This is a genomic window from Pseudomonas cannabina (genome assembly GCF_900100365.1).
Taxonomy (GTDB): domain Bacteria; phylum Pseudomonadota; class Gammaproteobacteria; order Pseudomonadales; family Pseudomonadaceae; genus Aquipseudomonas; species Aquipseudomonas cannabina.
In genome coordinates, this window is sequence record NZ_FNKU01000001.1 from 2,520,299 (window position 1) to 2,545,652 (window position 25,354).

Here is a 25,354-nt window from a genome sequence, read left to right on the forward strand (position 1 = left end):
TAACCAATTGGAATCCGACTATGGACCTCGCCAATCTCAATGCTTTTATCGCCATCGCCGAGACCGGCAGTTTCTCGGGTGCCGGTGAGCGGCTGTACCTCACCCAGCCGGCCATCAGCAAGCGCATCGCCGGCCTGGAGCAGCAACTCAACGTGCGCCTGTTCGACCGACTGGGCCGTGAAGTCAGCCTGACCGAAGCCGGTCGCGCCCTGCTACCACGTGCCTATCAGATCCTCAACGTGCTGGATGACACGCGCCGCGCGCTGACCAACCTGACCGGCGAAGTCACCGGACGCCTCACTCTGGCGACCAGCCACCACATTGGCCTGCATCGCCTGCCGCCGGTGCTGCGGGCGTTTACCCGCGCCTACCCGAAAGTCGCACTGGACATTCAGTTTCTCGATTCGGAAGTGGCGTATGAAGAAATTCTTCACGGGCGCGCCGAGCTGGCAGTGATTACTCTTGCACCCGAGCCGCATTCGCTGATCCGCGCCATGCCGGTGTGGGACGACCCGCTGGATTTCGTCGCCGCGCCGGAGCATCCGTTAGCCAACAGCGGCCCGATGAAGCTGGAAGATATCGTGCGCTACCCGGCCGTGTTCCCGGGCAGCAACACGTTCACTCACCACATTGTCAGCAAGCTGTGCGAAGCCCAGGGCCTCAAACCCAATATTGCGATGAGCACCAATTACATGGAAACCATCAAGATGATGGTCTCCATCGGCCTGGCCTGGAGCGTGCTGCCGCGCACCATGCTGGACGAACAGGTGGCGCGCATTCCATTGCCGGGCGTGCAGCTCAATCGCCAGCTAGGCTACATCCTGCACACCGAACGCACACTGTCGAATGCCGCCAGGGCATTCATGAAATTGCTCGATGCGCAGACACAGTAGATAGACCCCGCAGCAGGACGCGGACCAATTGTTTTACCGGCTTCACTTATCGAAGGCTCGTGAACCCATGCCCAACCCGCCGCACACCGTCTCATCGCCAGCCGGGCTGACGCACGCTGATGCGCTGCGCCTGCTCAAGGAGACCGGTGAGCGCCTGGAACTGGCGCTGGAGCTGGCGCAGATGGGCACCTGGGATCTGGACGTTACCTGCAACAGGCTGCAAGCCTCGGCACAGGCGGCGTTTCTGCATGGCATGGACGCGCAGCCCTTCGATGATGACGCCGAGCAGTTTTTCGGCAGGTTACCTATTGAAGAGCGCCACCGGATGCGTGAGGCCTACCATGCAGCAATCGAAAATTGTGACGACTACTTGCAGCTCATCTACCGGTTTCAACTGAAAAACGGCACCTCGCGCCTGCTCGAAAGCCGTGCGCGAATTTATCGGGATGATCAGGGTCAACTGTCGAGGCTGGCGGGCACGCTGATGGACATCACCCAGAAACGTGCCCAGGTGGCGCTGGAGGCCAGCGAGGAGAAGTTTGCCAAAGCGTTTCACTCAAGCCCGGACTCGATCACCATCACCGAGATCGAGTCGGGCCGCTATGTCGAGGTCAATGACGGCTTCTGCCGCCTGACCGGCTTCAGTGCTCAGGAAGTGGTCGGCCGCACAGCCCATGAAATCGGTATCTGGACCGACACCCAGCAACGCGAATTCATGGTCGATGAGCTGCGTCAGAAAGGTCGCGTTCATCACCGGGAGATGAGCGGTCGCGACAAGAATGGCGACCCGCTGGTGCTGGATATCTCGGTCGATTTCATCACCCTCAACGACACTGCCTGCCTGCTAATGAACGCCCGCGACATCGGCCAGTTGAAGAATGCGCAGGCGCAGATCCATCATCTGGCCTATCACGACCCGCTGACCGGGCTACCCAATCGCGCCCTGCTGATGGACCGCCTCAGCCAGCAGCTGTCCCTGCTCCAGCACCAGAACCTGCGCGGCGCACTACTGTTCCTCGATCTCGATCATTTCAAGCATATCAACGACTCGCTCGGCCATCCGGTGGGTGACAGCGTGCTGAACGTCGTGGCTGCGCGCCTTGAAGCCAGCGTGCGGCAGGAAGACACGGTGGCCCGCCTGGGTGGCGATGAGTTTGTGGTATTGATCTGCGGGCTGGACGGCTCTCTCGACGAAGTCACACACAAGGTGCGGGTACTGTCCGACAACCTGCGTGATCTGTTGGCCGAACCGATGTTCCTCGACGGCCATCGCCTGCAGGTGACGCCGAGCATCGGTATCGTGCTGATTCCGGACGACGGACTCACTCCGGCCGACCTGCTCAAGCGCGCCGATATCGCCTTGTATCGGGCCAAGGATTCCGGACGCAACACCGCGCAGTTTTTTCACTCGTCCATGCAGCAAGCCGTCAGCCAGCGGCTGCGTCTGGAGAATGACCTGCGCCTGGCGCTGGCACGCAACGAATTTCACCTGCACTTTCAGGCACAGGTCGACTGTCGCACCAATCAGATCACCGGCGCGGAAGCTTTGCTGCGCTGGCAGCACCCCGAGTACGGCCTGCTGCCTCCCGACCAGTTCGTCCAGATACTCGAAGAAAGCGGCATGATTCTGGAAGTCGGCAGCCGGATTCTCGACGATGCCTGTAAAATCGGCGGGCTGCTGCTGAGTCAGGGGCTGGTCTCGAAAGACCGTTTCCTGATGGGCGTCAACATCAGCCCACGTCAGTTTCGCCAGAGCGACTTTGTCGAGCGCGTGGAACACAGTCTGAAACAGCATCAACTGCCGGCGACCATGCTCAAGCTGGAAATCACTGAAGGCATTGTCATCCAGAATCTGGACGACACCATTCTCAAGATGCGCAAGCTCAGAGACCTGGGCGTAGGGTTTGCCATGGACGACTTCGGCACCGGCTATTCATCGCTCACCTACCTCAAGCGCTTGCCGGTGGATACGCTGAAGATCGATCAGTCATTCGTTCAGGATGCTACCAGCGACCCTAACGATGCAGAAATCATCCGTGCCATCGTCGCCATGGCGCAGAGCCTCAACCTGCACGTCATTGCCGAAGGCGTCGAAACCCCGGAGCAACTGGCGTTTCTTGAGCGAGTGGGTTGTTACAACTATCAGGGCTATCTGTTCAGCGAACCATTGCCCGGCCCGCAGTTCGAGTCTTTGCTGCAACTCAGGCGGCCTGCGCAGGCAACGGCCTCACAGGACTGAAAAAAAGGAAAGGCACCGAGGGTGCCTTTCCTGTCACTTACTTGCTGTTTACGTGCCGCTGTATTCACTTCACCTGACGGATCAGTTTTCCAGCGCTTTCTGGCTATTGAGCGGAATGCGTTTTGGTTTCGCTTCTTCCGGCACGTTTCGCACCAGGTCAATATTCAGCAGGCCGTGAGACAGATCGGCTCCTTTGACTTCGATATTGTCCGCCAGCCTGAACGACAGCTTGAATTCACGCCGGGCAATACCCTGATGCAGATACGTCACGTTTTCGGCCTCTTGCTCGCGCTTGCTGCCGATCACGGTCAGCACACCTTTTTCGACCTGCAACTCCAGATCCTGCTCTTGCATGCCTGCTGCAGCGATCACGATGCGATAATGGTCATCGGTGTGCCGCTCCACGTTGTAGGGAGGGTAGCCGCTGGTTGTCTCATTTCGTGCCGCCGACTCGAACAGATCGTTGAAGCGGTCGAATCCCACTGAGTTGCGAAACAGTGGAGCCAGAGAAAATGCAGTAGCCATAACAATTCTCCTGTTTATCAGCGAGTGGTTAGAGCGACCCGTCTTCGGCATCGCCTGATCACCAAAATAGGGACGGCGGTTTGCTTTTCAAGAGATTATTTTCAGATTTTTTTCGACCGTTCGTCGGGGTCAGCTTTTGGGTAAGCAACCGGGTGGGCAACCGAGTAATACGCTGATGCGAGCGCAGTCGGTTTCGCGACGCAGCGTGTTGAACATCAAGGTCGCTTCGGGATAGCTCTTGGTCAGCAGCACCAGCCATTGCTTGAGGCGGCCCGGGGCCTGGATGAGCGTCATTTTGACCAGGCAGGCTTGTCAAAAGGTACGCAGGATCGGCTGCAACTCAGCCCAGGTCATCGGCACCACCTCTTCGCCCTTCTGCGCCGCAGCAATCTGCCGGGCCAGATCGGGGCGCGCTACCAGCCCGCAACCAATCATGATGTCCCGCGCGCCGCAGATTTCGCGGCAGCGACGCCAATCCTCAACGGTCCAGATTTCACCGTTGGCCACCACCGGGACCTTGACCACTTCCTGAATCCGCGCAATCCACTCCCAGTGCGCGGGCGGCTTGTAGCCGTCGACCTTGGTGCGGGCGTGGACGACGATTTGCGCTGCGCCGCCGTCGGCCAGTGCTCTGGCGCAATCCAGCGCCAGATCAGTGTTTTTGTAGCCCAAGCGCATCTCGGCGGTGACCGGTATGTCTTTGGGCACAGCACGGCGCACCTGACTGACGATGGTGTGCAGCAGCTCCGGCTCCTTGAGCAGGACTGCGCCGCCTCGCGAGCGGTTGACGGTCTTGGCCGGGCAACCGAAGTTCAGGTCCAGCACCGGTGCACCCAGTTCGCAGGCGAACGCCGCGTTCTCGGCCAGACACACCGGGTCTGAGCCCAACAGCTGGAGCCGTAACGGCGTGCCGGCATCAGTCTTCGCGCCCTTGTGAAACTCCGAAGCGTATTTATAAAAGTAGTGCGCTGGCATCAAACGCTCGGACACCCGAATGAATTCGGTCACACACCAGTCGATGCCACCCACTTTCGTCAGGGCATCGCGCAGGATGTCGTCAACCAGCCCCTCCATGGGCGCCAGAGCAATTTGCATGGGTCATACTCGAAAAAAGTCCGGCAGTTTACTGCCCGGCGCGCAGATTGGGAATGTCACTGTCGGCAATGGCCGCGCCGTAGCCTTCGATGAACTCGGTGGGCATGCGCTTAGGCCGACCACTGGACAGTTCGATGCAGACAAAGGTGGTTTGTGCGCGCAGCAGTGTCAGATTGTCGGCAGGCCGCTTGAGTTTAAAGCAGCGGGTCATTTTCAAGCGGCGGTCCCAGTCAGTGATCCAGGTTGCCAATTGCAGTTCGTCGTTTTCGTAGGCGCTGGCCAGGTAGTCGATCTCGTGCCGGACCACCGCCATGGCCCGGTCCAGACGCCGATATTCGGTCAGGTCCAGGCCCAGGAACTGCGAATGCCGCCAGGCGCAGCGCTCCAGCCAGGAGACGTATACGGCGTTGTTGGCATGCCCCAGCCCGTCGATGTCTTCTGCGCCGACGTTCAGGTCAATGACGAAAGGCGTTGTCCTGTCCCAGACCATGCGTGCTCCTGCTTGAGTGAATGCTGTTGGCGGGAGTGTAGCGAAGTCAGGATCCGTGGGAGCGAACTTGTTCGCGAAATGGACCGTACAGTCGCAGAAATCGGGTCGCCTGAAACACAGTCTTCGCGAACAATACGGATCGCCGCCTCAGTCGTCTCCGGCCCTTCGGGCAGAAGCAGGCTTGTGCATGACTATCGTGCCGATGCTCCGCGTCGGCATGCAGTTCTGGACGCTCTGCGTCCTCTTTGTGTTTGTGGCGCTCTGCGTCGCACGGCGGTTTTGCGATGTCAGCGGTATTTGCGTCTGACTCAGGTCACCTTTGCGCCCTTACGGCACCCTACTTTGAGGAACCAAAGTAGGCAAAGTCCTGGCTCCGTTTCCGGCCCGACTTCGTCGGGTTCCTTCGCCCTGACACTGATCCGGGGGTCGCCGCACCGGGCCATCCCTGGCCCGGTGCAGCTTGCTCGGCGTCCTGCCTCGCATCCCCCGGATCAGTGTCAGGGCTCAGCCGTCACTTACGTCGCACTCTGCGTCGTCAGTGATATCGCGATGAAAAGCGCTTTCTTTTATGTGCAGTGGCTACGTGCAAGGCATGGCTTTGTGCTGCAGCACAGATGTGACAAAGGGCGTTACTTAATGCGGGTCAGCGGCATTGGCGCAAAGCCAGCCGGGTTTGTATATGGCGATAGATAACAATCAGGACGGAACAGAGAGGAAGAAAGGCTTTTCAAACCCCGAAAAAACAAAAGGGCCATTCAATAATCGAATGACCCTTGGTCCCGCAGAGCGGGAAATCGTGGCGTCCCCTAGGGGACTCGAACCCCTGTTACCGCCGTGAAAGGGCGGTGTCCTAGGCCACTAGACGAAGGGGACGCAAACCTTCAGTCAGGATCACCGAGCGGTGAACCCTAGCAAATTGGTGGAGCTTAGCGGGATCGAACCGCTGACCTCCTGCATGCCATGCAGGCGCTCTCCCAGCTGAGCTAAAGCCCCGGATTTATCGCCTCGCGGCGGAGATCAACGTTAAAGTATCACCCGGTGAAACTGGCGTCCCCTAGGGGACTCGAACCCCTGTTACCGCCGTGAAAGGGCGGTGTCCTAGGCCACTAGACGAAGGGGACAAAACCTTCTTCTTTGCAGATAACCGGTCGCTGGATCCGGCTGTCTCGCATCGCCTCAGAACAGTGTAGCTGCGTTTTGAAACGCTAAATTTGGTGGAGCTTAGCGGGATCGAACCGCTGACCTCCTGCATGCCATGCAGGCGCTCTCCCAGCTGAGCTAAAGCCCCACATCAGTGGACGGGGCGCATACTAAGCGTGAGCCGCTGACCTGTCAAATTTATTTTTTACAATTTCCAAAGTTTTTTGTCGGTAATACAACCACTTACCTTTCAAGCCCCGAAAAACCGGGGGCGATTCAGACGTGCGGGCGTGTGCCTCAGGCAATGGCACCCAGCAGCTTTTCCCATTCCTTGTTTTCTTTCTTCGAGACGCCACCCAGCAAATCCAGTGCCTGACGCAGACGGAAACGTGTCAGGTCCGGCCCGAGGATCTCCATCGCGTCGGTCACCGAGACCGAGTTGGCCTGACCGATGATCGCTGCGAACATCAGCGGCATGGCGTCACGCAACTTGAGTTCGAGGTGCTCGACCACTGCCTGGATGCAGCCCATGATCCGCTCTTTCTCCCATTGACGCAGCGATTCGAGTTTCCACAGGATCAACTGCATGACCTGACGCACCTGGTCCGGCGACAGCTTCTTGTGCTCGAACAGCTTCACATCAGGCGTAACGCCGCCTGCGAAGAAGAAGCCCGCCAGCGGCGCGACCTGGCTGAAGGTCTCTACCCTGCCCTGCACATGCGGCGCGATCTTCATCATGTACTCGGGGTTCAGCGCCCACGTCTGCAGACGCGAGGCGAACTCCTCGACCGGCAGTTCACGCAGCCACTGGCCGTTGAGCCAGGAGAGCTTCTCGATGTCGAAGATCGGCCCGCCCAGCGAGACGCGGGACAGGTCGAAGTGGTCGACCATTTCCTGCAGCGAGAACTTCTCGCGCTCATCCGGCATCGACCAACCCATGCGGCCCAGGTAGTTGAGCATCGCTTCAGGCATGAAGCCCATGCGCTCGTAGAACGTCACCGAAGTCGGGTTCTTGCGCTTGGACAGCTTGCTCTTGTCCGGGTTACGCAGCAGCGGCATGTAGCACAGCTGCGGCTTGTCCCAGCCAAAATACTCGTAAAGCAGGATCAGTTTTGGTGCCGATGGCAGCCATTCTTCACCACGCAGCACGTGGGTAATCCCCATCAGGTGGTCATCGACCACATTGGCGAGGAAGTAAGTCGGCAGGCCGTCGGTCTTCATCAGGACCTGCATGTCCATGCGGTCCCACGGGATTTCGACTTCGCCACGCAGCATGTCCGGCACCACGCAGACGCCTTCGGTCGGCACTTTCATGCGGATGACGTGCGGCTCGCCGGCATCCAGACGGCGCTGGACTTCCTCTTTGGAGAGCAGCAAGGCACGACCGTCGTAACGCGGGGTTTCGCCCTTGGCCTGCTGCTCGGCGCGCATCTCGTCGAGTTCTTCGGCGGTGCAGAAGCACGGGAAGGCATGGCCCAGTTCGACCAGTTGCTGCGCGTATTTCTGGTAGATATCGCCCCGCTCGCTCTGCCGGTAGGGACCATGTGGACCACCAACGTCCGGACCTTCGCTCCAGTCGATGCCCAGCCAGCGCAGCGCGTCGAAGATCTGCTGTTCGGACTCGCGGGTCGAGCGCAACTGGTCGGTGTCTTCAATGCGCAGAATGAACTCGCCGCCGTGCTGTTTGGCAAAGCAGTAGTTGAACAGCGCGATGTAGGCCGTGCCGACGTGAGGGTCGCCGGTGGGCGATGGCGCGATGCGGGTACGAACGGTGGTCATGGAAAATCCCGGAGTAGATCGATCAAGCGCGGAATGTTAACAGGCCGGGGGGCTGAGGCTCCAGCGCGGGTGATGTGATCGTCTCCATAGAACGTCTTCGTGGACAAGTCCACTCCCACAGTGTCCGCGATCTCACACAGGTGCCCGGAATCTGTGGGAGCGGACCGGGCGACGCTTCGCTTGTCCGCGAACTGCCGGGAACCGGCAGCAAAACCATTGCATATGTAGAATGTCTTCGTGGACAAGTCCACTCCCACAAGTGTCCGCGATCTCCCTCAGGTGCCCACACTCAGCGTGATAACCACCAGCGGATCAAACCGCCAGCAACCGCTCGCGCAATTTGCCGATCTCGTCGCGCATCTGTGCGGCGGCCTCGAATTCCAGGTCGCGGGCCAGTTGGTACATTTTTTCTTCCAGTTGGCGAATGCGCTTGTTGATCTCGCTCGGCGAGCGCAGTTCGTTTTCGTAGCGGGCGTTTTCTTCGGCGGCTTTGGCCATGCCTTTGCGCTTTTTGCTGCGCGAACCCGGCACGGTGGCGCCTTCCATGATGTCGGCAACGTCCTTGAACACGCCTTTCGGGGTGATGCCGTGTTCCAGGTTAAAGGCGATCTGTTTCTCGCGACGTCGCTCGGTCTCGCCGATGGCGCGCTCCATCGATCCGGTGATGCGATCGGCATACAGAATCGCCCGGCCATTGAGGTTACGTGCCGCCCGGCCGATGGTCTGGATCAGCGAGCGGTCGGAACGCAGGAAGCCTTCCTTGTCGGCATCGAGAATCGCCACCAGCGACACTTCCGGCATGTCCAGGCCCTCGCGCAGCAGGTTGATGCCCACCAGCACATCAAACGTACCCAATCGCAAATCGCGAATGATCTCGACGCGCTCCACCGTGTCGATGTCCGAGTGCAGGTAACGCACCCGCACGCCATGGTCGCTGAGGTAATCGGTCAAGTCCTCGGACATGCGCTTGGTCAGCGTGGTAACCAGTACCCGCTCTTCGAGCGCCGCGCGCTTGTGGATTTCCGACAGCAGGTCATCGACCTGAGTCAGCGCCGGGCGGATCTCGATCTGTGGGTCGACCAGACCGGTCGGGCGTACCACCTGCTCAACAATGCGGCCCGCATGTTCCGCCTCATAGTTGCCGGGCGTGGCCGAAACAAAAATGGTCTGCGGGCTGATCGCTTCCCACTCGTCGAAACGCATGGGCCGGTTGTCCAGCGCCGATGGCAGGCGGAAACCATATTCCACCAGGGTTTCCTTGCGGGAGCGGTCGCCTTTGTACATCGCGCCGACCTGCGGCACGCTGACGTGGGACTCGTCGATCACCAGCAAGGCATCAGCCGGCAGGTAGTCGAACAAGGTCGGCGGCGGCGCGCCGGATGGGCGGCCCGACAGGTAGCGCGAGTAGTTTTCGATGCCGTTGCAGTAGCCCAGTTCCAGCATCATCTCCAGGTCGAAACGGGTACGCTGCTCCAGTCGCTGGGCTTCCACCAGCTTGTTCTGGCTGCGCAGGTATTCCAGCCGCTCTTGCAGCTCGACCTTGATGTTTTCCATCGCTTCGACCAGCGTCTCGCGTGGCGTGACGTAGTGGCTTTTCGGGTAAAAGGTGAAACGCGGCAGCTTGCGGATCACCTCGCCGGTCAGCGGGTCGAACGCCGACAGGCTCTCGACTTCGTCGTCGAACAGCTCGATACGGATCGCTTCCAGATCGGATTCGGCCGGATAGATGTCGATCACGTCGCCACGCACCCGGAACGTCGCGCGAGCAAAGTCCATGTCATTGCGGGTGTATTGCAGGTCCGCCAGACGGCGCAGCAAGGCACGCTGATCAAGTTTGTCGCCGCGGTCGATGTGCATGACCATGCGCAGATACGTTTCCGGGCTGCCCAGACCGTAAATGCACGACACCGTGGTGACAATGATCGCGTCCTTGCGCTCCAGCAGCGCCTTGGTCGCCGACAGGCGCATCTGTTCGATATGGTCGTTGATCGACGCATCCTTCTCGATGAAGGTGTCCGACGACGGCACATAGGCTTCGGGCTGATAGTAGTCGTAGTAGGAGACGAAATACTCCACGGCGTTGTTCGGGAAGAATGCCTTGAACTCGCCGTACAGCTGCGCGGCCAGGGTCTTGTTCGGCGCCAGCACCAGGGTCGGTCGCTTGATCTGGGAAATGACGTTGGCGATGCTGAACGTCTTGCCCGAGCCGGTCACACCCAGCAAGGTCTGGTGCGCGAGCCCCGCATCGATCCCTTCGACCAGTTGGCGAATGGCCTCGGGCTGATCACCGGCTGGCTCAAAACGGGTAACGAGCTGGAACTCGGACATAACTGACCTCTTGATTGGCGCGCGTATCAGGGGTTCGCGTGAATCTGCCCGCGACCTGACTGCCCTGACCGCATGGATAAAAAGTTCGGGCGCGCAATGACGAAATCATCACAGACGACCGTTCCCGCCGGGAAGCAGACGTGCGATGTTTCGAAGTGATGGCTAATAGATGGAGTCATATATCAGCCTTTCAAGGCATGCACCTGAAGCATTGAGGTTTTAACCGAACGAACGTTCTGCAAATATGCGCAAAAACCTGCAAAAAACCCGCCCCGCCCTGTCGCCCGACGAGGGGATGCTCTCTATACTAGCCCCTGTTTGCGCACCGCTTCGGCGCATCGAGCCGCAGCGTGTAGCCCCTTCCCACTCTTCATCAAGAGCCGCCGCACAATGAGCCTGTTCTCCGCTGTCGAAATGGCACCCCGCGATCCGATCCTGGGTATCAACGAAGCCTTCAACGCCGACACCCGCACCACCAAGGTCAACCTTGGCGTGGGCGTTTACTGTGATGAAGACGGGCGTATTCCTCTGCTGCGTGCCGTGGCTGAAGCTGAAAAGATCCGTGTCGCCCAGCACGCGCCGCGCGGCTACCTGCCGATCGACGGCATTGCCGCCTACGACCAGGCCGTGCAGAAGCTGCTGCTGGGTGCCGATTCATCGCTGATCGCGTCGGGCCGTGTACTGACCACTCAATCGGTCGGCGGCACAGGCGCCTTGAAGATCGGTGCCGACTTCCTCAAGCAACTGCTGCCCAACGCGGTTGTGGCCATCAGCGACCCAAGCTGGGAAAACCACCGTGCGCTGTTCGAAACCGCCGGTTTCCCGGTGCAGAACTATCGTTACTACGACGCCGCCACGCATGACGTGAACCGCACCGGCATGCTCGAAGACCTGCACAACCTGCCGAACAATTCGGTGGTCGTTCTGCACGCCTGCTGCCACAACCCGACCGGCGTCGACTTGAGCCTGGACGACTGGAAAAAGGTCCTGGAAGTGGTCAAGGCCAAGGGCCACGTGCCGTTTCTGGACATGGCTTATCAGGGCTTCGGCCAAGGTATTCAGGAAGACGCCCTCGCGGTGCGCCTGTTCGCCGAGTCGGGCCTGACCTTCTTCGCCTCCAGCTCGTTCTCCAAATCGCTGTCGCTGTACGGCGAGCGCGTCGGTGCGCTGTCGATCATCACCGAATCGAAAGAAGAAACCGCCCGCGTCCTGTCGCAGGTCAAACGCGTGATCCGCACCAACTACTCCAACCCGCCGACTCACGGCGCGATCATCTCCGCTGCGGTGCTCAACGACCCGGCATTGCGCGCTATGTGGGAAGAAGAACTCGGCGAGATGCGCGTGCGCATCCAGGGCATGCGCAAAGCAATGGTCGAGCGTCTGGCCGATAACCCGGCCGGTCAGGATTTCAGCTTCGTCGACCGTCAGTGCGGCATGTTCTCCTACTCCGGCCTGACGGCCGCCCAGGCCCAGCGCCTGCGCAGCGAATTCGGCATTTACGCGCTGGACACCGGTCGCATCTGCGTGGCAGCGTTGAATCAGAAGAATATTGACGTGGTGTGTGAGGCGATCAAGAAGGTGCTTTAAAGCTGCAAGCTGCAAGCTGCAAGCAAAAGCTGCAAGCAAAAGCTGCAAGCAAAAGCAGGACCGCTTTAGCTTGTAGCTGACGCTCCACTGAGTACTTTCCATCGAACGATCCGAAAAAACCTGCCTCGAAACCCTGTCAGACCTTTTTCTGAATCAGCTATCGAGGTAATCATGTCCATCGAACCGCAACGCCAGAAAGAACCGACGCCCAATCAGGACGCCCCTGCCGCGCCAGGTCCGGACCGCAACGATCCGGCCATCGAGCCGCAGGTTTCGGATGTAGAACCAGAAACCGAAACAGGTAACGGCCAGAAACAGGGGCAGACCCCTGCCCCCAGCCAAAGCCAGTCGCAAAGTCAGGATCAGAACCAGCAGTCCAACGGCAGCGCCTATGTGCCTGACTACGAGCCGCAGCAAAAAAAGGAAGACCAGCGCAATCAGCAGCCCACTCAAGGCACCGACGCTGATATCGACACCAACGCGGGCTGAATGAAACAACCGAAAAGCGCATTTGGGTCGTATGGCCCAAATGCGCTTGCGATTTATTCCTTGATCACCTGCACCTGATACGCCGGATCAGCCTTGATTTGCTGCTCGGTGAACGGCAGCGTGCTCCATTGTTTTTTCGAAAACGCTTCGGTCTGATCCCGTGAATGGGCGGACTGCGGATTGCTGGACTCGGAAAACGCCAGCAAACCCTGCGCCTTCGGGCCCTGTTCATCAAACGTCACCACCTGCAAATAGCTGGTGCCACTGACCACCTCGCGTTTGCCGTCCTTGCCCGCGACCGTCTGCATGGCGTTGTAGATGCCCAGCCCGGCCGGGCCGCCGTGAATCGGGACCGGTTGACCGCTGATGCTGGAAACCTGAATATCGCCCCATCGGGTCTCAGCAGAGAGACCGGCCTTGGCCACCTCATCGACCGCCGCAAGCATGGCGGCGCGCAACGCGGTGGCGACTTCCGGGTATTCAATGGCCAGCCCGCTCGGCGTATGGACCGGGTTCTGCGGGTCGAACACCACGCGCCAGCGAGAGGCGACGGCCTGCATGGACGTCACGATGCGCTGGAAGTACACAAAGCCGATGCCGCTGTTCAGGTCAGCGCGACCGTCCCAGGCTTTCAGTGCGGTACACAACGGCGTCAGGCGCGCGGCATCGTCACCCAGCTCTGAGGCGCAGAACCTGAGCAGGTCCGGCAGCACTTGCCCCGCGTGATACACCTCGTTGTCCATGACCATCGCTTGCAGGTTCTCGACGCTGACCTTGCCTGCCTTCTGCAGGCTGCTCAACCGATCCAGCGCAAAGCGCGCCCGCTGGCCCAGCGGCTGACCGGCCTAGCTGATCAGTGGCGAAAAGTCTTTCAGCGGCGCAGCCGGGTTGACCATCCAGGCCGAGTCATTGGAGTGCTGCACGAAATCGGTCCGCAACAGTTGCGGCTGGCGCGAAGAAGGGTAAATACCGGCTTGCGCCGCCTCGGGAGACACGTCCCAGTTGCACTCTCTGCGCGAGCCATCGAGCACGATCAGTTCGGTGCCGATGCGCGGGTCGCTGCACTTGGCAAGCTTCACGGCGTCAACGTTCGGCACCACCGAAATATTCATGTACAGCGCCTGTCCCTTGGCATCGACTGCCAATGTGTTGACCCACGGAATGCCCTGAATCCTGTGCACCGAATCCTGAAACGCCTTGAGGCTGTCAGCCTTGTCCATCGCATACCATTGCTGCAGCACCCGATCGTTTTTCAGGTTGGCATCGCGCAGGCTGAAGGCAAACTTGTCATCCCAGTCCAGCTTGCCCGGCCACTGCACCACCGGGCCGAACTTCGAGGAATAGATGATGCGCGGCACCACCTTGAGCGTACCGTCCGGCTGCCTCACTTCGACGCTGACCTGCTGTTTAGCCATTGCGATGGATTTACCATCCAGCAAGTAACGGGTCGAGTCTTTCGGATCGAGTTGCAAACGGTGCAGAGTGAAGTGTTTCGATGTATCGACGGTGTGGCTCCAGGCCAGATGCTGGTTGAAGCCGATGTTGATCAGCGGCAGGCCCGGCAGCGCCGCGCCCATGACGTCCAGCTTGCCGGGGATGGTCAGGTGCATCTGATAGAAACGCATGCCGCCACCCCACGGAAAGTGCGGATTGGCCAGCAGCATGCCGCGCCCGTTGGCGGACAGATCACGCCCCACCGCCACTGCATTGCTGCCGCGCTCCAGGGCAAAGCGCTCGTTGCGGGCAGCGGCCAGTTGCAGCGCCTGAACCTGCTGGCTATCGACCTGCAATGGCTTTTGCGCAGAAGGCGGTTGGGCACCGGCAAAGGCTTCAGTGAACTGCCCGACACCCCCTTCGACCAGCAGACGACGGGTCAGGCGCACCAGATCATCAGTGCTGATCGGCCGCACCCACTCCGCCGCGCAGGGTTGTGGCAGACCTTGGGTGGTCTGCTCGGCGAGCGAACGGTTGTAACCAGCGACATAGCCCTGCATCAATTGGCGAATCTCGGGCGGCTGGGCTTTCCAGAAATCCGCCAGCGCCTCTGGCGTATTGAGCCACTGGAACAGCAGGTCGCTGGCCATGTTGTTACGCTGCTCAAGGGTCGCCTTGTCCGGCCCGAAATAGCGCGAGCGCTCGCCGTTGACGGTGACGATTTCATTGGCCAGCAGGCACAGGTTGTCCTGCGCATAGGCGTATCCGATGCCGTAGCCCAAGCCTCGTTCATCGGCGGCAACGATGTGCGGCACGCCGAAGCCGGTGCGCCGAATCTCGGCGCTAGCGGCCTGTTGTTCATGCGCAACCAGCGCCTGCGCAGGCAAAACCACCGCGCACGAAAGACCTGCAAACAGAAAACCGGGCAGTATTCTGGACATAATCACGCTGACTCCCACTCGATAACACGACCCGAATTAGCCGCTCCCGTTAAACGAAGTACGGACGCAGATTTTTAGTTGAATCGTACAGCCCGTGATCGGCGCTAAATTCCCGTCGCCATTCCTCGTCTAAAGGGCAGCTCTCGTGGCCGTCGCCTAGCGACCGGCTGACTTCCCAGCGCAGGAATCTGCATGAAACGCTCTCGATACCCTCGACGCGCCCTCCTCGTGGCGCTGTGTCTGTTTCCGGTCATTGCCGTGTGTGCCTGGCAGATCCTGCCCGACGGTACGGGCAACGCCTCGACCGTGACGGTGACCCGCGGCACCATCGAAAACAGCGTGACCGCGCTGGGCACCCTGCAACCGCGCAGTTACGTGGACGTCGGCTCGCAGGCCAGCGGGCAGATAATGAAGATCCACGCGCAGGTCGGTGATCAGGTCAAGGAAGGCGATTTACTGGTGGAAATCGACCCGTCGACGCAAAAAGCCAAACTCGACGCCGCGCGCTACGCCATCGACAACCTCAAGGCCCAGCTTCAAGAGCAGCGTGCGCTGCACGAGCTGGCCGAGCAAAAGCAACAACGGCAGAAAAGCCTTGCCGCAGGCGGTGCCACACGCGCCGAGGACGTACAGGCGGCGCAATCGGAATTTCGTGCCACTCAGGCCCGGGTCGACATGTTCAAGGCGCAGATTCTCGAAGCCCAGGCCGCGCTGCGCAGTGACGAAGCGGCGCTGGGTTACACGCGCATCTTTGCGCCGATGAGCGGCACCGTGGTCGCGCTGGACGCCCGCGAAGGCCAGACCCTCAACGCGCAACAACAGACGCCGCTGATTCTGCGCATCGCCCGGTTGTCACCGATGACCGTCTGGGCCGAAGTGTCAGAAGCCGACATCGGCCACGTCAAACCGGGCATGACCGTCTATTTCACCACCCTCAGCGGCGGCAGCCGGCGCTGGAGCAGCACCGTGCGGCAGATTCTGCCCGTGCCGCCCAGGCCGCTGGACCAGGCTAATCAGGGCGGCGGCAGCCCGAGCAGTTCGCGCAAAAGCGGCGGTGGCCGTGTGGTGCGGTACACCGTGCTGCTGGATGTCGACAACAGCGATCAGGCACTGATGGCAGAAATGACTGCACAGATCTTTTTCGTCGCCGGTAAAGCTGAAAACACCCTCACCGCCCCGCTCGCGGCCCTACGCAACGATGCGCAAGCCGATGTTCAGACCGCGCAGGTGCTAGCCGCTAATGGCGAGGTGCAGAAGCGCCAGGTGCGCACCGGGATCAGCGACCGTCTGCGCGTGCAGATTCTCGACGGGCTCAGCGAAGGTGATCGCCTGCTGGTGCCAGCGCCCGTCGGCAGCGGAGGCTGAATGCACACGCCGCTGATCGACCTGCGGGGCATCCGCAAATCCTACGGCGGTGGCGACAGCCCGCGGGTCAACGTGCTGCGCGGCATCGATCTGTCGATTCATGCCGGTGAGTTCGTGGCAATTGTCGGCGCCTCCGGCTCCGGCAAATCGACGCTGATGAACATCCTCGGCTGCCTGGACCGTCCGACCTCGGGTGACTACCTGTTCGCCGGGGAAAACGTTGCCGAACTGGGCAGCGACGAACTGGCCTGGCTGCGTCGCGAGGCGTTCGGTTTCGTGTTTCAGGGCTACCACCTGATCCCGTCCGGTTCAGCGCAGGAGAACGTCGAGATGCCCGCCATCTACGCCGGTACGCCCGCCGCAGAGCGCCACGCCCGAGCCGCCGCCCTCCTCGACCGCCTGGGCCTGGCCTCACGCACCGGCAACCGGCCGCATCAACTCTCCGGCGGCCAGCAGCAACGGGTGTCCATCGCCCGCGCCTTGATGAATGGCGGGCACATCATTCTTGCCGACGAACCCACCGGCGCGCTGGACAGCCACAGCGGTGCCGAGGTCATGACCCTGCTGGACGAACTGGCCAGCCAGGGGCATGTGGTGATTCTGATTACCCACGATCGGGAAGTCGCCACCCGAGCCAACCGGGTCATCGAGATCAGCGACGGTCTGGTGATCAGCGATACCGTTCGGGATGTTTCCGAGGTGCCGCCCTCCGCCAACCCGGCCGCGCTACAGGCCGTCGATCTGCGCAAGCGTCTGAGCGAAGGCAGTGACAGTCGCGGTGCCTGGAAAGGCGAGCTGCTCGACGCTATTCAAGCGGCGTGGCGGGTCATGTGGATCAACCGCTTCCGTACCGCGCTGACCTTATTGGGCATCGTTATCGGTGTCGCGTCGGTGGTGGTCATGCTCGCGGTCGGTGAAGGCAGCAAGCGCCAGGTCATGGCGCAGATGTCTTCGTTTGGCTCCAACATCATTTATCTGAACGGCAAGGCACCTAACCCGCGCGCCCCCAAAGGTGTCATCACCCTGGAAGAAGTCGCCGCGCTGGGCGAGTTGCCCGAAGTGAAAATGATCATGCCGGTCAACGGTGGACAGGCAGGAGTGCGATTCGGCAATGTCGATCACTCAAGCTACGTCGGTGGCAACGACACGCACTTTCCGGCGATCTTCAACTGGCCGGTCGTGGAAGGCAGTTACTTCAGTGAGGCCGACGAACAGAGCGCAGCCGCCGTGGCCGTGATTGGTTACAAAGTCCGGCAGAAGCTGTTCGGTGATCGCATCGACCCTATCGGTCAATACATCCTCATCGAGAACGTGCCGTTTCAGGTGGTCGGCGTGCTTCAGGAAAAAGGCGCGACCTCGGGCGACCTGGACAGCGACAACCGCATCGCGATTCCGTATTCGTCGGCCAGCATCCGCCTGTTCGGTTCGCAGGACCCGGAGTACATCACCATCGCTACCCGCGATGCCAATAACGTCAGGCAGGCCGAAACAGCGATTCGCAACCTGCTGCAACGCCTGCACAACGGCAAGCAGGATTACGAGCTGACCAACAACGCCGCGATGATCCAGGCCGAAGCGCGCACCCAGAACACCCTGTCGCTGATGCTCGGCTCGATTGCTGCCATCTCGCTGCTGGTCGGCGGCATCGGGGTGATGAACATCATGCTCATGACCGTGCGCGAACGCACCCGCGAGATCGGCATTCGCATGGCCACCGGGGCGCGGCAGCGCGACATTCTGCGCCAGTTTCTCACCGAAGCGGTGATGCTCTCGGTGGTCGGCGGGCTGGCCGGTATCGTGCTGGCGCTGGCGATGGGCGCGGCCTTGCTGGCGAGCAAGGTGGCGGTGGCCTTCACCCTGTCTGCGGTGATCGGTGCCTTTGCCTGTGCCCTTGTCACCGGAGTGATTTTCGGCTTCATGCCGGCCCGCAAAGCTGCCCGGCTTGACCCGGTGGCGGCCCTTACCAGTGAATGATTATTCGATGAAGCCACGCCTTTCCCTGCTGACCGTCTGCCTGTTGCTGAGCGCGTGCAATACGCCTGCCCCGCGCCTGGACAGCGGCATCCAGCCACCCGCAAGCTGGGCATTTGCCGAGCGCGCTGCCAGCCAGCGCAGCGATGCCCAATGGTGGCAACGCTTCGGCAGTCCGGAACTGAACCGCCTAATCGCTCAGGCCAGCCGCGACAGCCATGAAGTGGCGGCGGCAATGGCGCGGGTGCGTCAGGCTCAGGCGACCGCCATCATCGGTGGTGCGCCGCTGCTGCCGGAACTGGCGTTTGACCTGCGCGGCGAACGCAACAAGTTTGTGCGCAACAGCGACCGCAAGGCCAACCCGTCCGACGACAACAACACCAACAACTTCACCAGCGACCTGACCGCCAGCTACGAAGTGGATTTCTGGGGTGGCATCGCGGCCGGACGCGACAGCGCGTTACAGGGCCTGCGCGCCAGCGAGTTCGACCAGGCGACCGTGGAGCTGACCTTGCTCAGTAACGTCGCCGACCGCTACGCGCAAACCCTGGCAGCACGCGAGCAAGGCCGGATCGCCGGGCTGAACCTGGCCAATGCGCAGAGCGTTTTGAGGCTGGTGCAGACCCGTTTTGATGCGGGCTCGGCCACTGCGCTGGAACTGGCGCAGCAGAAAAATCTGGTTGCCACCCAGCAGCGCGAACTGCCGCGTATCCAGCAACTGGCCAACGAACAGTTGATCACCCTCGCCGCACTGCTCGGCCAGCCGGTGCAGAATCTCAAGCTGAGCGATCAGGCCTTCGACACGCTGAACTGGCCGGACATCGGCGCAGGCGTGCCCAGCGACCTGCTGACCCGCCGCCCTGACCTGGCCAAGGCCGAAGCCGAACTGGCGGCCGCGCAGGCCAACGTTACGGTAGCCCGCGCGGCGATGCTGCCGAAACTGACGCTGAGTGCCCGGCTGGGCACCGAAGCCACCCGCGCCGAAGACTGGCTGCGTGCGCCATTCAGCAGCCTGGCGGCCGGGCTGGTCGGGCCGATTTTCAATAACGGACGCTTGGGGGCTGAACGCGACCGTGCTTCGGCGCGCCAGCAAGAACTGCTGGAAACCTACCGCGGCGCGATCATCAACAGCTTCGCCGACGTAGAAAAAGCCTTGAACAGCATCAGCGGCCTGGACCAGCAACGCTACTGGCATGAAGAAGAGCTCAAACAGGCGCAAACCGCCTTCCGCATTGCGCAGAGCCGCTACGAAGCCGGGGCAGAGGATTTACTGACCGTACTGGAAACCCAACGCACGCTGTACCTGGCGCAGGATGTGAGCGTGCAGTTACGGCTGGCAAGGATGCAGGCGAGCATTGCGCTGTATAAAGCGCTGGGTGGGGGTTGGCAGGTGCACTGAACGGGTCAGGGCCAGCGGCGGCTATCGTGCGATGCTCCGCGCCATACATCACTGAGCCCGAAAAAAGGGGGATTAAACCACAGCATCAGTATAGACATAGCCCTTTGTGGGAGTGAGCTTGCTCGCGAAGGCAATGGTTCAAGCGACCTGTCTTGGGGGGCTGTACCTGCCTTTTCGTGAGCAAGCTCACTCCCACAGGATGAGTGTATAACGCTGAGCACGGAGCATGGGCACTCGTCACCGCTCGTTAAAACCACCTCTCCGGCAGCAAATTCCTTGCATACCAAGGCCTGCGCGGTACACGGCGCAGCAGGTTGCTCAACTTGTCATCGGCCGCAAAAGTAATCCGCAACGCAAGCTTCATGACTTCCGGGTCCATTTCCATGGTCGTGCCCGCCGCCTGCCCCGGCACGGTGCTGCAACCGTGGGTTTCCGGGCCCAGCCATGGGTCGCTGACTTCAACCCAGCGGCCCGGTGCGAACCATGGCACGCCGTTGACATTCAGGCGTTTCACTTCGCCCGGATGAAAGCGCTCATGAGCGCGGAACCAGTCGTCGATGCGGTCATCGATCCAGCCGTGGAACATCCAGAACACCGGGTTCACGTGCGACGAAAACGGGTCGGCCAGAAAGTCGTTTTGCGGCTCGAACCAGCGCTCGGCGAAGTCGTCCGAACGACGGGCCATCGGCACCGGCTGGCCATTGGCCGGGTCGCGCGCCACCGCGGCCCAGCGCATGTGCAGCCAGTCATGCAGCTCCAGCTCGACCTGCGAACCGAACTGCCCCAACGTCAGCTTCGACAGAAAACGCGGATCGCGGTACTGCGATTCCCACACCTGAAAATGCGTGTGATAGGTCTCGTGGCTTTTGATGTCGCTGACCAGCTCCGTGTATTCCTCATCACCCTGCGCCAGCCAGTTGGGCGGCAAGGCGCAGCCATCGTGATTGTCGAAGTAGCGGGCAAAGCCCAACCGGTCGCGCTCAAGCTCCGGCTGTGGCAACGGAAAGCGCGGCCACGACGGCAGGTCCTGAATCTTGCGGGCCTGAATCAGCATGTGCCGGTGCATGTAGAAAAAGTCTTCACCCGAGCCGTTACGGTCTTTGTGCGGGCCACGGGCATCACGCTCTTTTTCCCGTGGCCCCGGCTGCCAGCCAATGCCGCGCAGAGCATCGCGCTTATCCTCGGGCAGTTTGTGCCATTTGTCCCGAGACGCATGCCAGAGTTGGTGAAACAGGCGATGCTCCTTGGAAACCAGCCAAGCCAGAAACGGCGGACTCAGACCCACCCGTTCCCGCGCCTCGGGGAATACCTGTTTGATGGCGATCAGGCGATTTTCCAGTTCCGGCAAAGCCAATGGCCGATCCAGTCGCTCGACACGCCCGCTCAGCGTGCCGCTGCCGGCATTGCCGAACGCGCCCCAGACTTCATCGAGGGTCAGGCTGAATTCGTAATCCGGAGTGTCGCTGTGCGGATCATTGCCCGCGTGGCCGTCCATCACACGCAGATACAGTTTCGCGGCGTTGGCCGGTTGCAGGTCGCCTATCACCCGAAAGCGTGGCATGCCCTCGCCGCGCAGTTGCTCGGCCGTGTCGATATAGCCGCGCAGGCCACGCCCACGTGGGGCAATGTCGAGAAACATTTCCAGGCCTTGCAGCGGCGCTCCGCTCAGCCCGGCATCGCGGCCCTCGAAACGCAGGGTCCACACACCACGCAGCTTATCGGCGAGGCGCTGAGTGGCAGTGTCCGCAGGCCCGGCCGTGGCCTCGCCCGGCGTCACGGGTTCATCGGCGCGGGTAAGTTCGCGGTGCGCGTAATAAGCAGCCGGAAGCGCCGCGCCGGTCAGCGCCAGCCCTGCCATGAACCCTCGTCGAGAAATCGTCATTGCCTACCTGTTCCAACCCGAGACCGCTGTTATCCAAGCTAGAACGTAAAACCGGCTGACAAACTTAGCTCGATGCCCACGCACACCACCTTGCGCTAAATTTTTCGCCCATCCGCTCGTTCTCCACCAGATAGCAACGGCCCTTGCGGGCTGCGCCACGGTTAATCAAACGAGACGGAAATGACAAGACCGCGTTGGAAAAAGGCTCTCTTCATCGGCCTGCCGCTGGCCCTGGCCATCAGTGCAGGCGCGGGTTTTCTGGCCTGGAATTACGGGCTGCCCGCCGGTTACCCGGTGAAGATCATGAAACAGGCCGACGACCTGCAAGAGCGGATCATTTCCTTCGACAGCCACATCACCGTGCCGATGAAATTCGGCAGCGAGGGCAACGAGGCCGACAAGGACGGATCGGGGCAGTTCGACCTGGTGAAAACCGCCCGCGGCAGGCTCTCCGGCGCGGCATTGACGATCTTCGGCTGGCCGGAAATCTGGAACGGCGACAACGCCCCGCATCGTCCGACCCCCGGCTTTGTCGACGAAGCGCGCCACCAGCAGGAAGTGCGCTACAAGATCATCACCGGCATGGTCCGCGACTTCCCCAATCAGGTCGGCATTGCCTACACCCCGGACGACATGCGCCGCCTGCACGGCGAGGGCAAGTTTGCGATCTTCATCAGCATGCTCAACGCCTACCCGCTGGGCGACGACCTGAACCTGCTGGACCACTGGACCGCGCGTGGCATGCGCATGTTCGGTTTCAGCTATGTGGGCAATAACAGTTGGGCCGACTCCTCGCGGCCCCTGCCCTTCCTCAACGACACGCCCGACGCATTGGGTGGGCTTTCTGAAATAGGCAAGCAGGCTGTGCAGCGCCTCAATGACCTGGGCGTGATCATCGACGTCTCGCAGATGTCGAGCAAGGCGCTGCTGCAGGTCAGCCAACTGAGCCGCACGCCGATGGTCGCCTCGCACTCGGCACCGCGCGCACTGGTGGACATCCCGCGCAACCTCAGTGACGAGGAAATGCAGCTCATCAAGCAGAGCGGCGGCGTGGTGCAGATTGTGGCGTTCCCAGCGTATTTGAAGCCGCTGACCCAGAAAACCCAGGACAAGCTCAACGCCCTGCGCAAGGATTTTGACCTGCCGCCGCTGCCGAATCTGGCCATGGCGCTGATGCCCGGCGACCCGATCATTACCGTCTGGCCCGAACAGCGCTTCGGTGCCTACGCCAGCAAGCTGTACGCGATTCTGGAAGAGGAACCCAAGGCCACGGTCAAGGATTTCGTCGACGCCATCGATTACACGGTCAGAAAGATCGGCATCGACCATGTCGGCATCAGCTCCGACTTCAACGATGGTGGCGGCGTGAAAGGCTTCAACGACGTCAGCGAAATCCGCAACGTGACCGCCGAGCTGATCGAGCGCGGTTACGCCGAAGCCGACATCACCAAACTCTGGGGCGGCAATTTCTTGCGTGTCTGGGAGCAGGTTCAGGCTTCGGCGCGTCCTGATGCGAAACAAACGAACCTCTCGAACGCCGCTACCCGATCATCAGGCGAAACCGCTCATGACTGACCGCAGAACCTTTCTCAAGCAGGCCGGCTTACTCGCTGCAGCCCTGCCGCTGGGCTCCAGCCTGGCAACAGCAGCCGAACCACTAACAGCGTCCGAGCCAATGGCCGCAGACAAATGGGCACGCCTGAAACAGCTGTTCAATCAGGACCCGGACTACGTTCACTTTTCCAACTTTCTGGTCACGTCGCACCCCAAACCGGTGCGCGACGCCATCGAGCAACATCGTGCACACATCGACCGCAATCCTGGCCTGGCGATGGACTGGGACCTGCAGGAAACCGAGCGCCGCGAACATGAGGTTCGGGTCTGGGCGGGCAAGTACCTGAATGCCCAACCCGGCCAGATCGCCCTGACCGGCAGCACCACCGAAGGACTGGCGATCATCTACGGCGGTATTCATGTACGCCCGGATCAGGAGATCCTGACCACCGAGCACGAGCATTCCTGCACCCGCGACATCCTTAAATTCCGTCAGCAGCGCGAAGGCACGCAGGTGCGCAAGATTCGCCTGTTCAAGGACCCGGCCACTGTTTCGGCAGACGAGATTATTGGCTCCATCGCCCGCAGCATTCAGCCCAAGACGCGCGTGCTGGGCATGACCTGGGTGCAGTCGGGCAGCGGCGTGAAACTGCCGATCGGCGCCATCGGTGATCTGGTCGAAGAACACAACCGCAACCGCGACGACAAGGACCGCATCCTGTACGTGGTCGATGGCGTGCACGGCTTTGGCGTCGAGAACCTGGATTTTCCGGACATGAAGTGCGACTTCTACGTCGCGGGCACCCACAAGTGGATGTTCGGCCCGCGCGGCACCGGGATTGTCTGCGCCCGTTCGGAGCAGGTCAAAGACCTCACCCCGATAATTCCGACGTTCTCGGAAGCCACCGGTTTCAGCACGATCATGACGCCCGGCGGTTATCACTCGTTCGAGCATCGCTGGGCGCTGAACGAAGCGTTCAAGCTGCACCTGCAACTGGGCAAAGCCGACGTGCAGGCACGTATTCATCAGCTCAACAGCGACCTCAAGCAGCGTCTTCAAGCGCAACCGAATGTCGAGCTGGTGACACCGATGGACCCTGCGCTGTCGGCGGGCTTCAGCTTTTTCCGGCTCAAGGGCCAGAAGAGCGACGAGGTGGCCGCGTGGCTGATGAAGCAACGCATGGTGGTCGATGCGGTGAGCCGCGACGTCGGCCCGGTGGTACGCACCGCGCCGGGGCTGCTGAACAACGAGGCTGAAATCGAGCGTTTCATGGAGCTGCTCAGCCAGCGCGCCTGACGCGCCCGCACTGCATCAACTGTTTCCGTTTACTGCTAGCGAGACCCGTCATGAAAAAAACACTGCTGTCCCTATCCGCCGTGCTCGGCCTGTTGCTGGGCGGCACCGCCCTCGCCGCTGCGCCCGTTTCGGTGCCCGCGCCGGTGCCCGCGCCCGGTAAGACATTCAAGGACTGCAAGGATTGCCCGGAAATGGTCGTGCTGCCTGCGGGCACCTTCACCATGGGCGCGCCCGAGGAAGAAATGGGCCGCCAGCCGGACGAAGGCCCACTGCATGACGTGACCTTCGCCAAGCCGTTCGCCATCAGCCGCTTTCAGGTATTGGCTGGCGAATGGGACGCCTATATCAAAAGCTCCGGTTACAAAACGCCCGACGGTGACACCCGGCCAGGCCGCGAGTGCAGGGCCGGCAAGCCACGCTACCCGCTGACCGCGCGCCAGCCAGCGGTGTGCATGGACTGGAACGAGGCCAACGCGTATGTCGAATGGCTGTCGAAGAAGACCGGCAAGCCTTACCACATGGTCAGCGAAGCCCAGCGGGAATACGCGGCACGCGGCGGCAGCAAAGGCTCGTTCCCGTTCCCGATGGACGAAGGCAAGCCCTACAGCATCGCCAAACACGCCAACACCTACGGCCCGGAAGACGGTTTCAGCTACACCGCGCCGGCAGGCAGTTACAGCCCGAACGATTTCGGCATCTACGACGCCCACGGCAACGTCTACGAATGGACTGCCGATTGCGAGACCAGCAACTACAACGGCGCACCCACCGACGGCAGCGCGTGGCTGGCCGGTGACTGCACCTGGAAGATGATTCGCGGCAACGACTGGACCGAAGCGCCGATTTTCTCCCGCTCCGGCAACCGCAACAGCCGCCAGCCCGCTGTGCGTGGCGACTGGCTGGGCTTCCGGGTCGCTCGCGACCTGTAACGGACTTCATGCGCGCG

The 25,354-nt window shown here is 61.2% G+C and carries 15 protein-coding genes, 4 tRNA genes and 2 pseudogenes; 10 read left to right on the forward strand and 11 right to left on the reverse strand.

What is annotated here, in order from left to right; all coding sequences use genetic code 11:
- The first annotated feature begins 20 nt into the window (after positions 1–20).
- Positions 21–893, forward strand: a complete 873-nt coding sequence (locus BLT55_RS11840; RefSeq protein ID WP_055001877.1) for a LysR family transcriptional regulator — start codon at positions 21–23, stop codon at positions 891–893.
- A gap of 67 nt (positions 894–960) precedes the next feature.
- Positions 961–3,132: a putative bifunctional diguanylate cyclase/phosphodiesterase gene (locus BLT55_RS11845; RefSeq protein ID WP_055001876.1), complete on the forward strand. Its 2,172-nt coding sequence runs from the start codon at positions 961–963 to the stop codon at positions 3,130–3,132.
- Between the two features lie 81 nt (positions 3,133–3,213).
- Here the strand turns inward: BLT55_RS11845 and BLT55_RS11850 are convergent, their stop codons facing one another.
- The 9 genes and pseudogenes from BLT55_RS11850 to uvrB form a co-directional block, all read right to left on the reverse strand.
- Positions 3,214–3,657 carry an Hsp20 family protein gene (locus BLT55_RS11850; protein ID WP_005893722.1) on the reverse strand — a complete coding sequence of 148 codons (444 nt, stop codon included), beginning with the start codon at positions 3,655–3,657 and terminating at the stop codon, positions 3,214–3,216.
- A gap of 129 nt (positions 3,658–3,786) precedes the next feature.
- Positions 3,787–4,752 (reverse strand): annotated as a pseudogene (locus BLT55_RS11855) (tRNA dihydrouridine synthase).
- Positions 4,753–4,780: 28 nt separating this feature from the next.
- Positions 4,781–5,242, reverse strand: a complete 462-nt coding sequence (locus tag BLT55_RS11860) for an acyl-CoA thioesterase (RefSeq protein WP_055001875.1) — start codon at positions 5,240–5,242, stop codon at positions 4,781–4,783.
- 797 nt (positions 5,243–6,039) lie between these two features.
- Positions 6,040–6,115, reverse strand: a tRNA-Glu gene (locus tag BLT55_RS11870).
- A gap of 44 nt (positions 6,116–6,159) precedes the next feature.
- A tRNA-Ala gene (locus tag BLT55_RS11875) sits at positions 6,160–6,235 on the reverse strand.
- Between the two features lie 52 nt (positions 6,236–6,287).
- Positions 6,288–6,363 (reverse strand) — tRNA-Glu (locus tag BLT55_RS11880).
- A 91-nt stretch (positions 6,364–6,454) separates the two neighbouring features.
- Positions 6,455–6,530, reverse strand: a tRNA-Ala gene (locus tag BLT55_RS11885).
- Between the two features lie 149 nt (positions 6,531–6,679).
- Positions 6,680–8,161, reverse strand: a complete 1,482-nt coding sequence (gene gltX / locus BLT55_RS11890) for a glutamate--tRNA ligase (protein ID WP_074800461.1) — start codon at positions 8,159–8,161, stop codon at positions 6,680–6,682.
- 312 nt (positions 8,162–8,473) lie between these two features.
- Entirely contained in the window at positions 8,474–10,489 is a 2,016-nt protein-coding gene (uvrB, locus tag BLT55_RS11895; protein WP_007250042.1) for an excinuclease ABC subunit UvrB, read from the reverse strand.
- 390 nt (positions 10,490–10,879) lie between these two features.
- Between uvrB and BLT55_RS11900 the strand changes: the two genes are divergently transcribed.
- A complete protein-coding gene (locus tag BLT55_RS11900; protein ID WP_055001717.1) occupies positions 10,880–12,076 on the forward strand; it encodes an amino acid aminotransferase in 1,197 nt (398 codons plus the stop codon).
- Between the two features lie 171 nt (positions 12,077–12,247).
- Positions 12,248–12,565, forward strand: coding sequence for a hypothetical protein (locus BLT55_RS11905; RefSeq protein WP_055001718.1), 318 nt, complete (start codon positions 12,248–12,250; stop codon positions 12,563–12,565).
- Positions 12,566–12,618: 53 nt separating this feature from the next.
- On the opposite strand, the pseudogene pvdQ reads toward BLT55_RS11905, so the two are convergent.
- Positions 12,619–14,940 (reverse strand): annotated as a pseudogene (gene pvdQ, locus BLT55_RS11910) (bifunctional acylase PvdQ).
- A 192-nt stretch (positions 14,941–15,132) separates the two neighbouring features.
- On the opposite strand from pvdQ, the gene BLT55_RS11915 reads away from it, so the two are divergent.
- The 3 genes from BLT55_RS11915 to BLT55_RS11925 are packed head-to-tail and all read left to right on the forward strand — an operon-like array spanning position 15,133 to position 19,675.
- Positions 15,133–16,305: an efflux RND transporter periplasmic adaptor subunit gene (locus BLT55_RS11915; protein WP_074800464.1), complete on the forward strand. Its 1,173-nt coding sequence runs from the start codon at positions 15,133–15,135 to the stop codon at positions 16,303–16,305.
- Positions 16,306–18,279 carry a MacB family efflux pump subunit gene (locus BLT55_RS11920; protein ID WP_055000541.1) on the forward strand — a complete coding sequence of 658 codons (1,974 nt, stop codon included), beginning with the start codon at positions 16,306–16,308 and terminating at the stop codon, positions 18,277–18,279.
- A 7-nt stretch (positions 18,280–18,286) separates the two neighbouring features.
- Complete coding sequence (locus BLT55_RS11925; protein ID WP_055000542.1) at positions 18,287–19,675, forward strand: efflux transporter outer membrane subunit; 1,389 nt, start codon at positions 18,287–18,289, stop codon at positions 19,673–19,675.
- A 247-nt stretch (positions 19,676–19,922) separates the two neighbouring features.
- Here the strand turns inward: BLT55_RS11925 and pvdP are convergent, their stop codons facing one another.
- The gene (pvdP, locus tag BLT55_RS11930) at positions 19,923–21,557 is read right to left on the reverse strand and encodes a pyoverdine maturation tyrosinase PvdP (protein ID WP_055000543.1); all 1,635 of its coding nucleotides are present in this window, start codon (positions 21,555–21,557) and stop codon (positions 19,923–19,925) included.
- 180 nt (positions 21,558–21,737) lie between these two features.
- Between pvdP and pvdM the strand changes: the two genes are divergently transcribed.
- The 3 genes from pvdM to pvdO are packed head-to-tail and all read left to right on the forward strand — an operon-like array spanning position 21,738 to position 25,337.
- Positions 21,738–23,132, forward strand: coding sequence for a pyoverdine-tailoring dipeptidase-like protein PvdM (gene pvdM, locus BLT55_RS11935; protein ID WP_055000544.1), 1,395 nt, complete (start codon positions 21,738–21,740; stop codon positions 23,130–23,132).
- A complete protein-coding gene (gene pvdN, locus BLT55_RS11940) occupies positions 23,125–24,408 on the forward strand; it encodes a pyoverdine-tailoring periplasmic protein PvdN (protein WP_055000545.1) in 1,284 nt (427 codons plus the stop codon). The genes pvdM and pvdN overlap by 8 nt, the downstream gene beginning before the upstream one ends.
- Before the next feature lie 50 nt (positions 24,409–24,458).
- Complete coding sequence (pvdO, locus tag BLT55_RS11945) at positions 24,459–25,337, forward strand: dihydropyoverdine dehydrogenase (RefSeq protein WP_055000546.1); 879 nt, start codon at positions 24,459–24,461, stop codon at positions 25,335–25,337.
- The last annotated feature ends 17 nt before the right edge of the window (positions 25,338–25,354 follow it).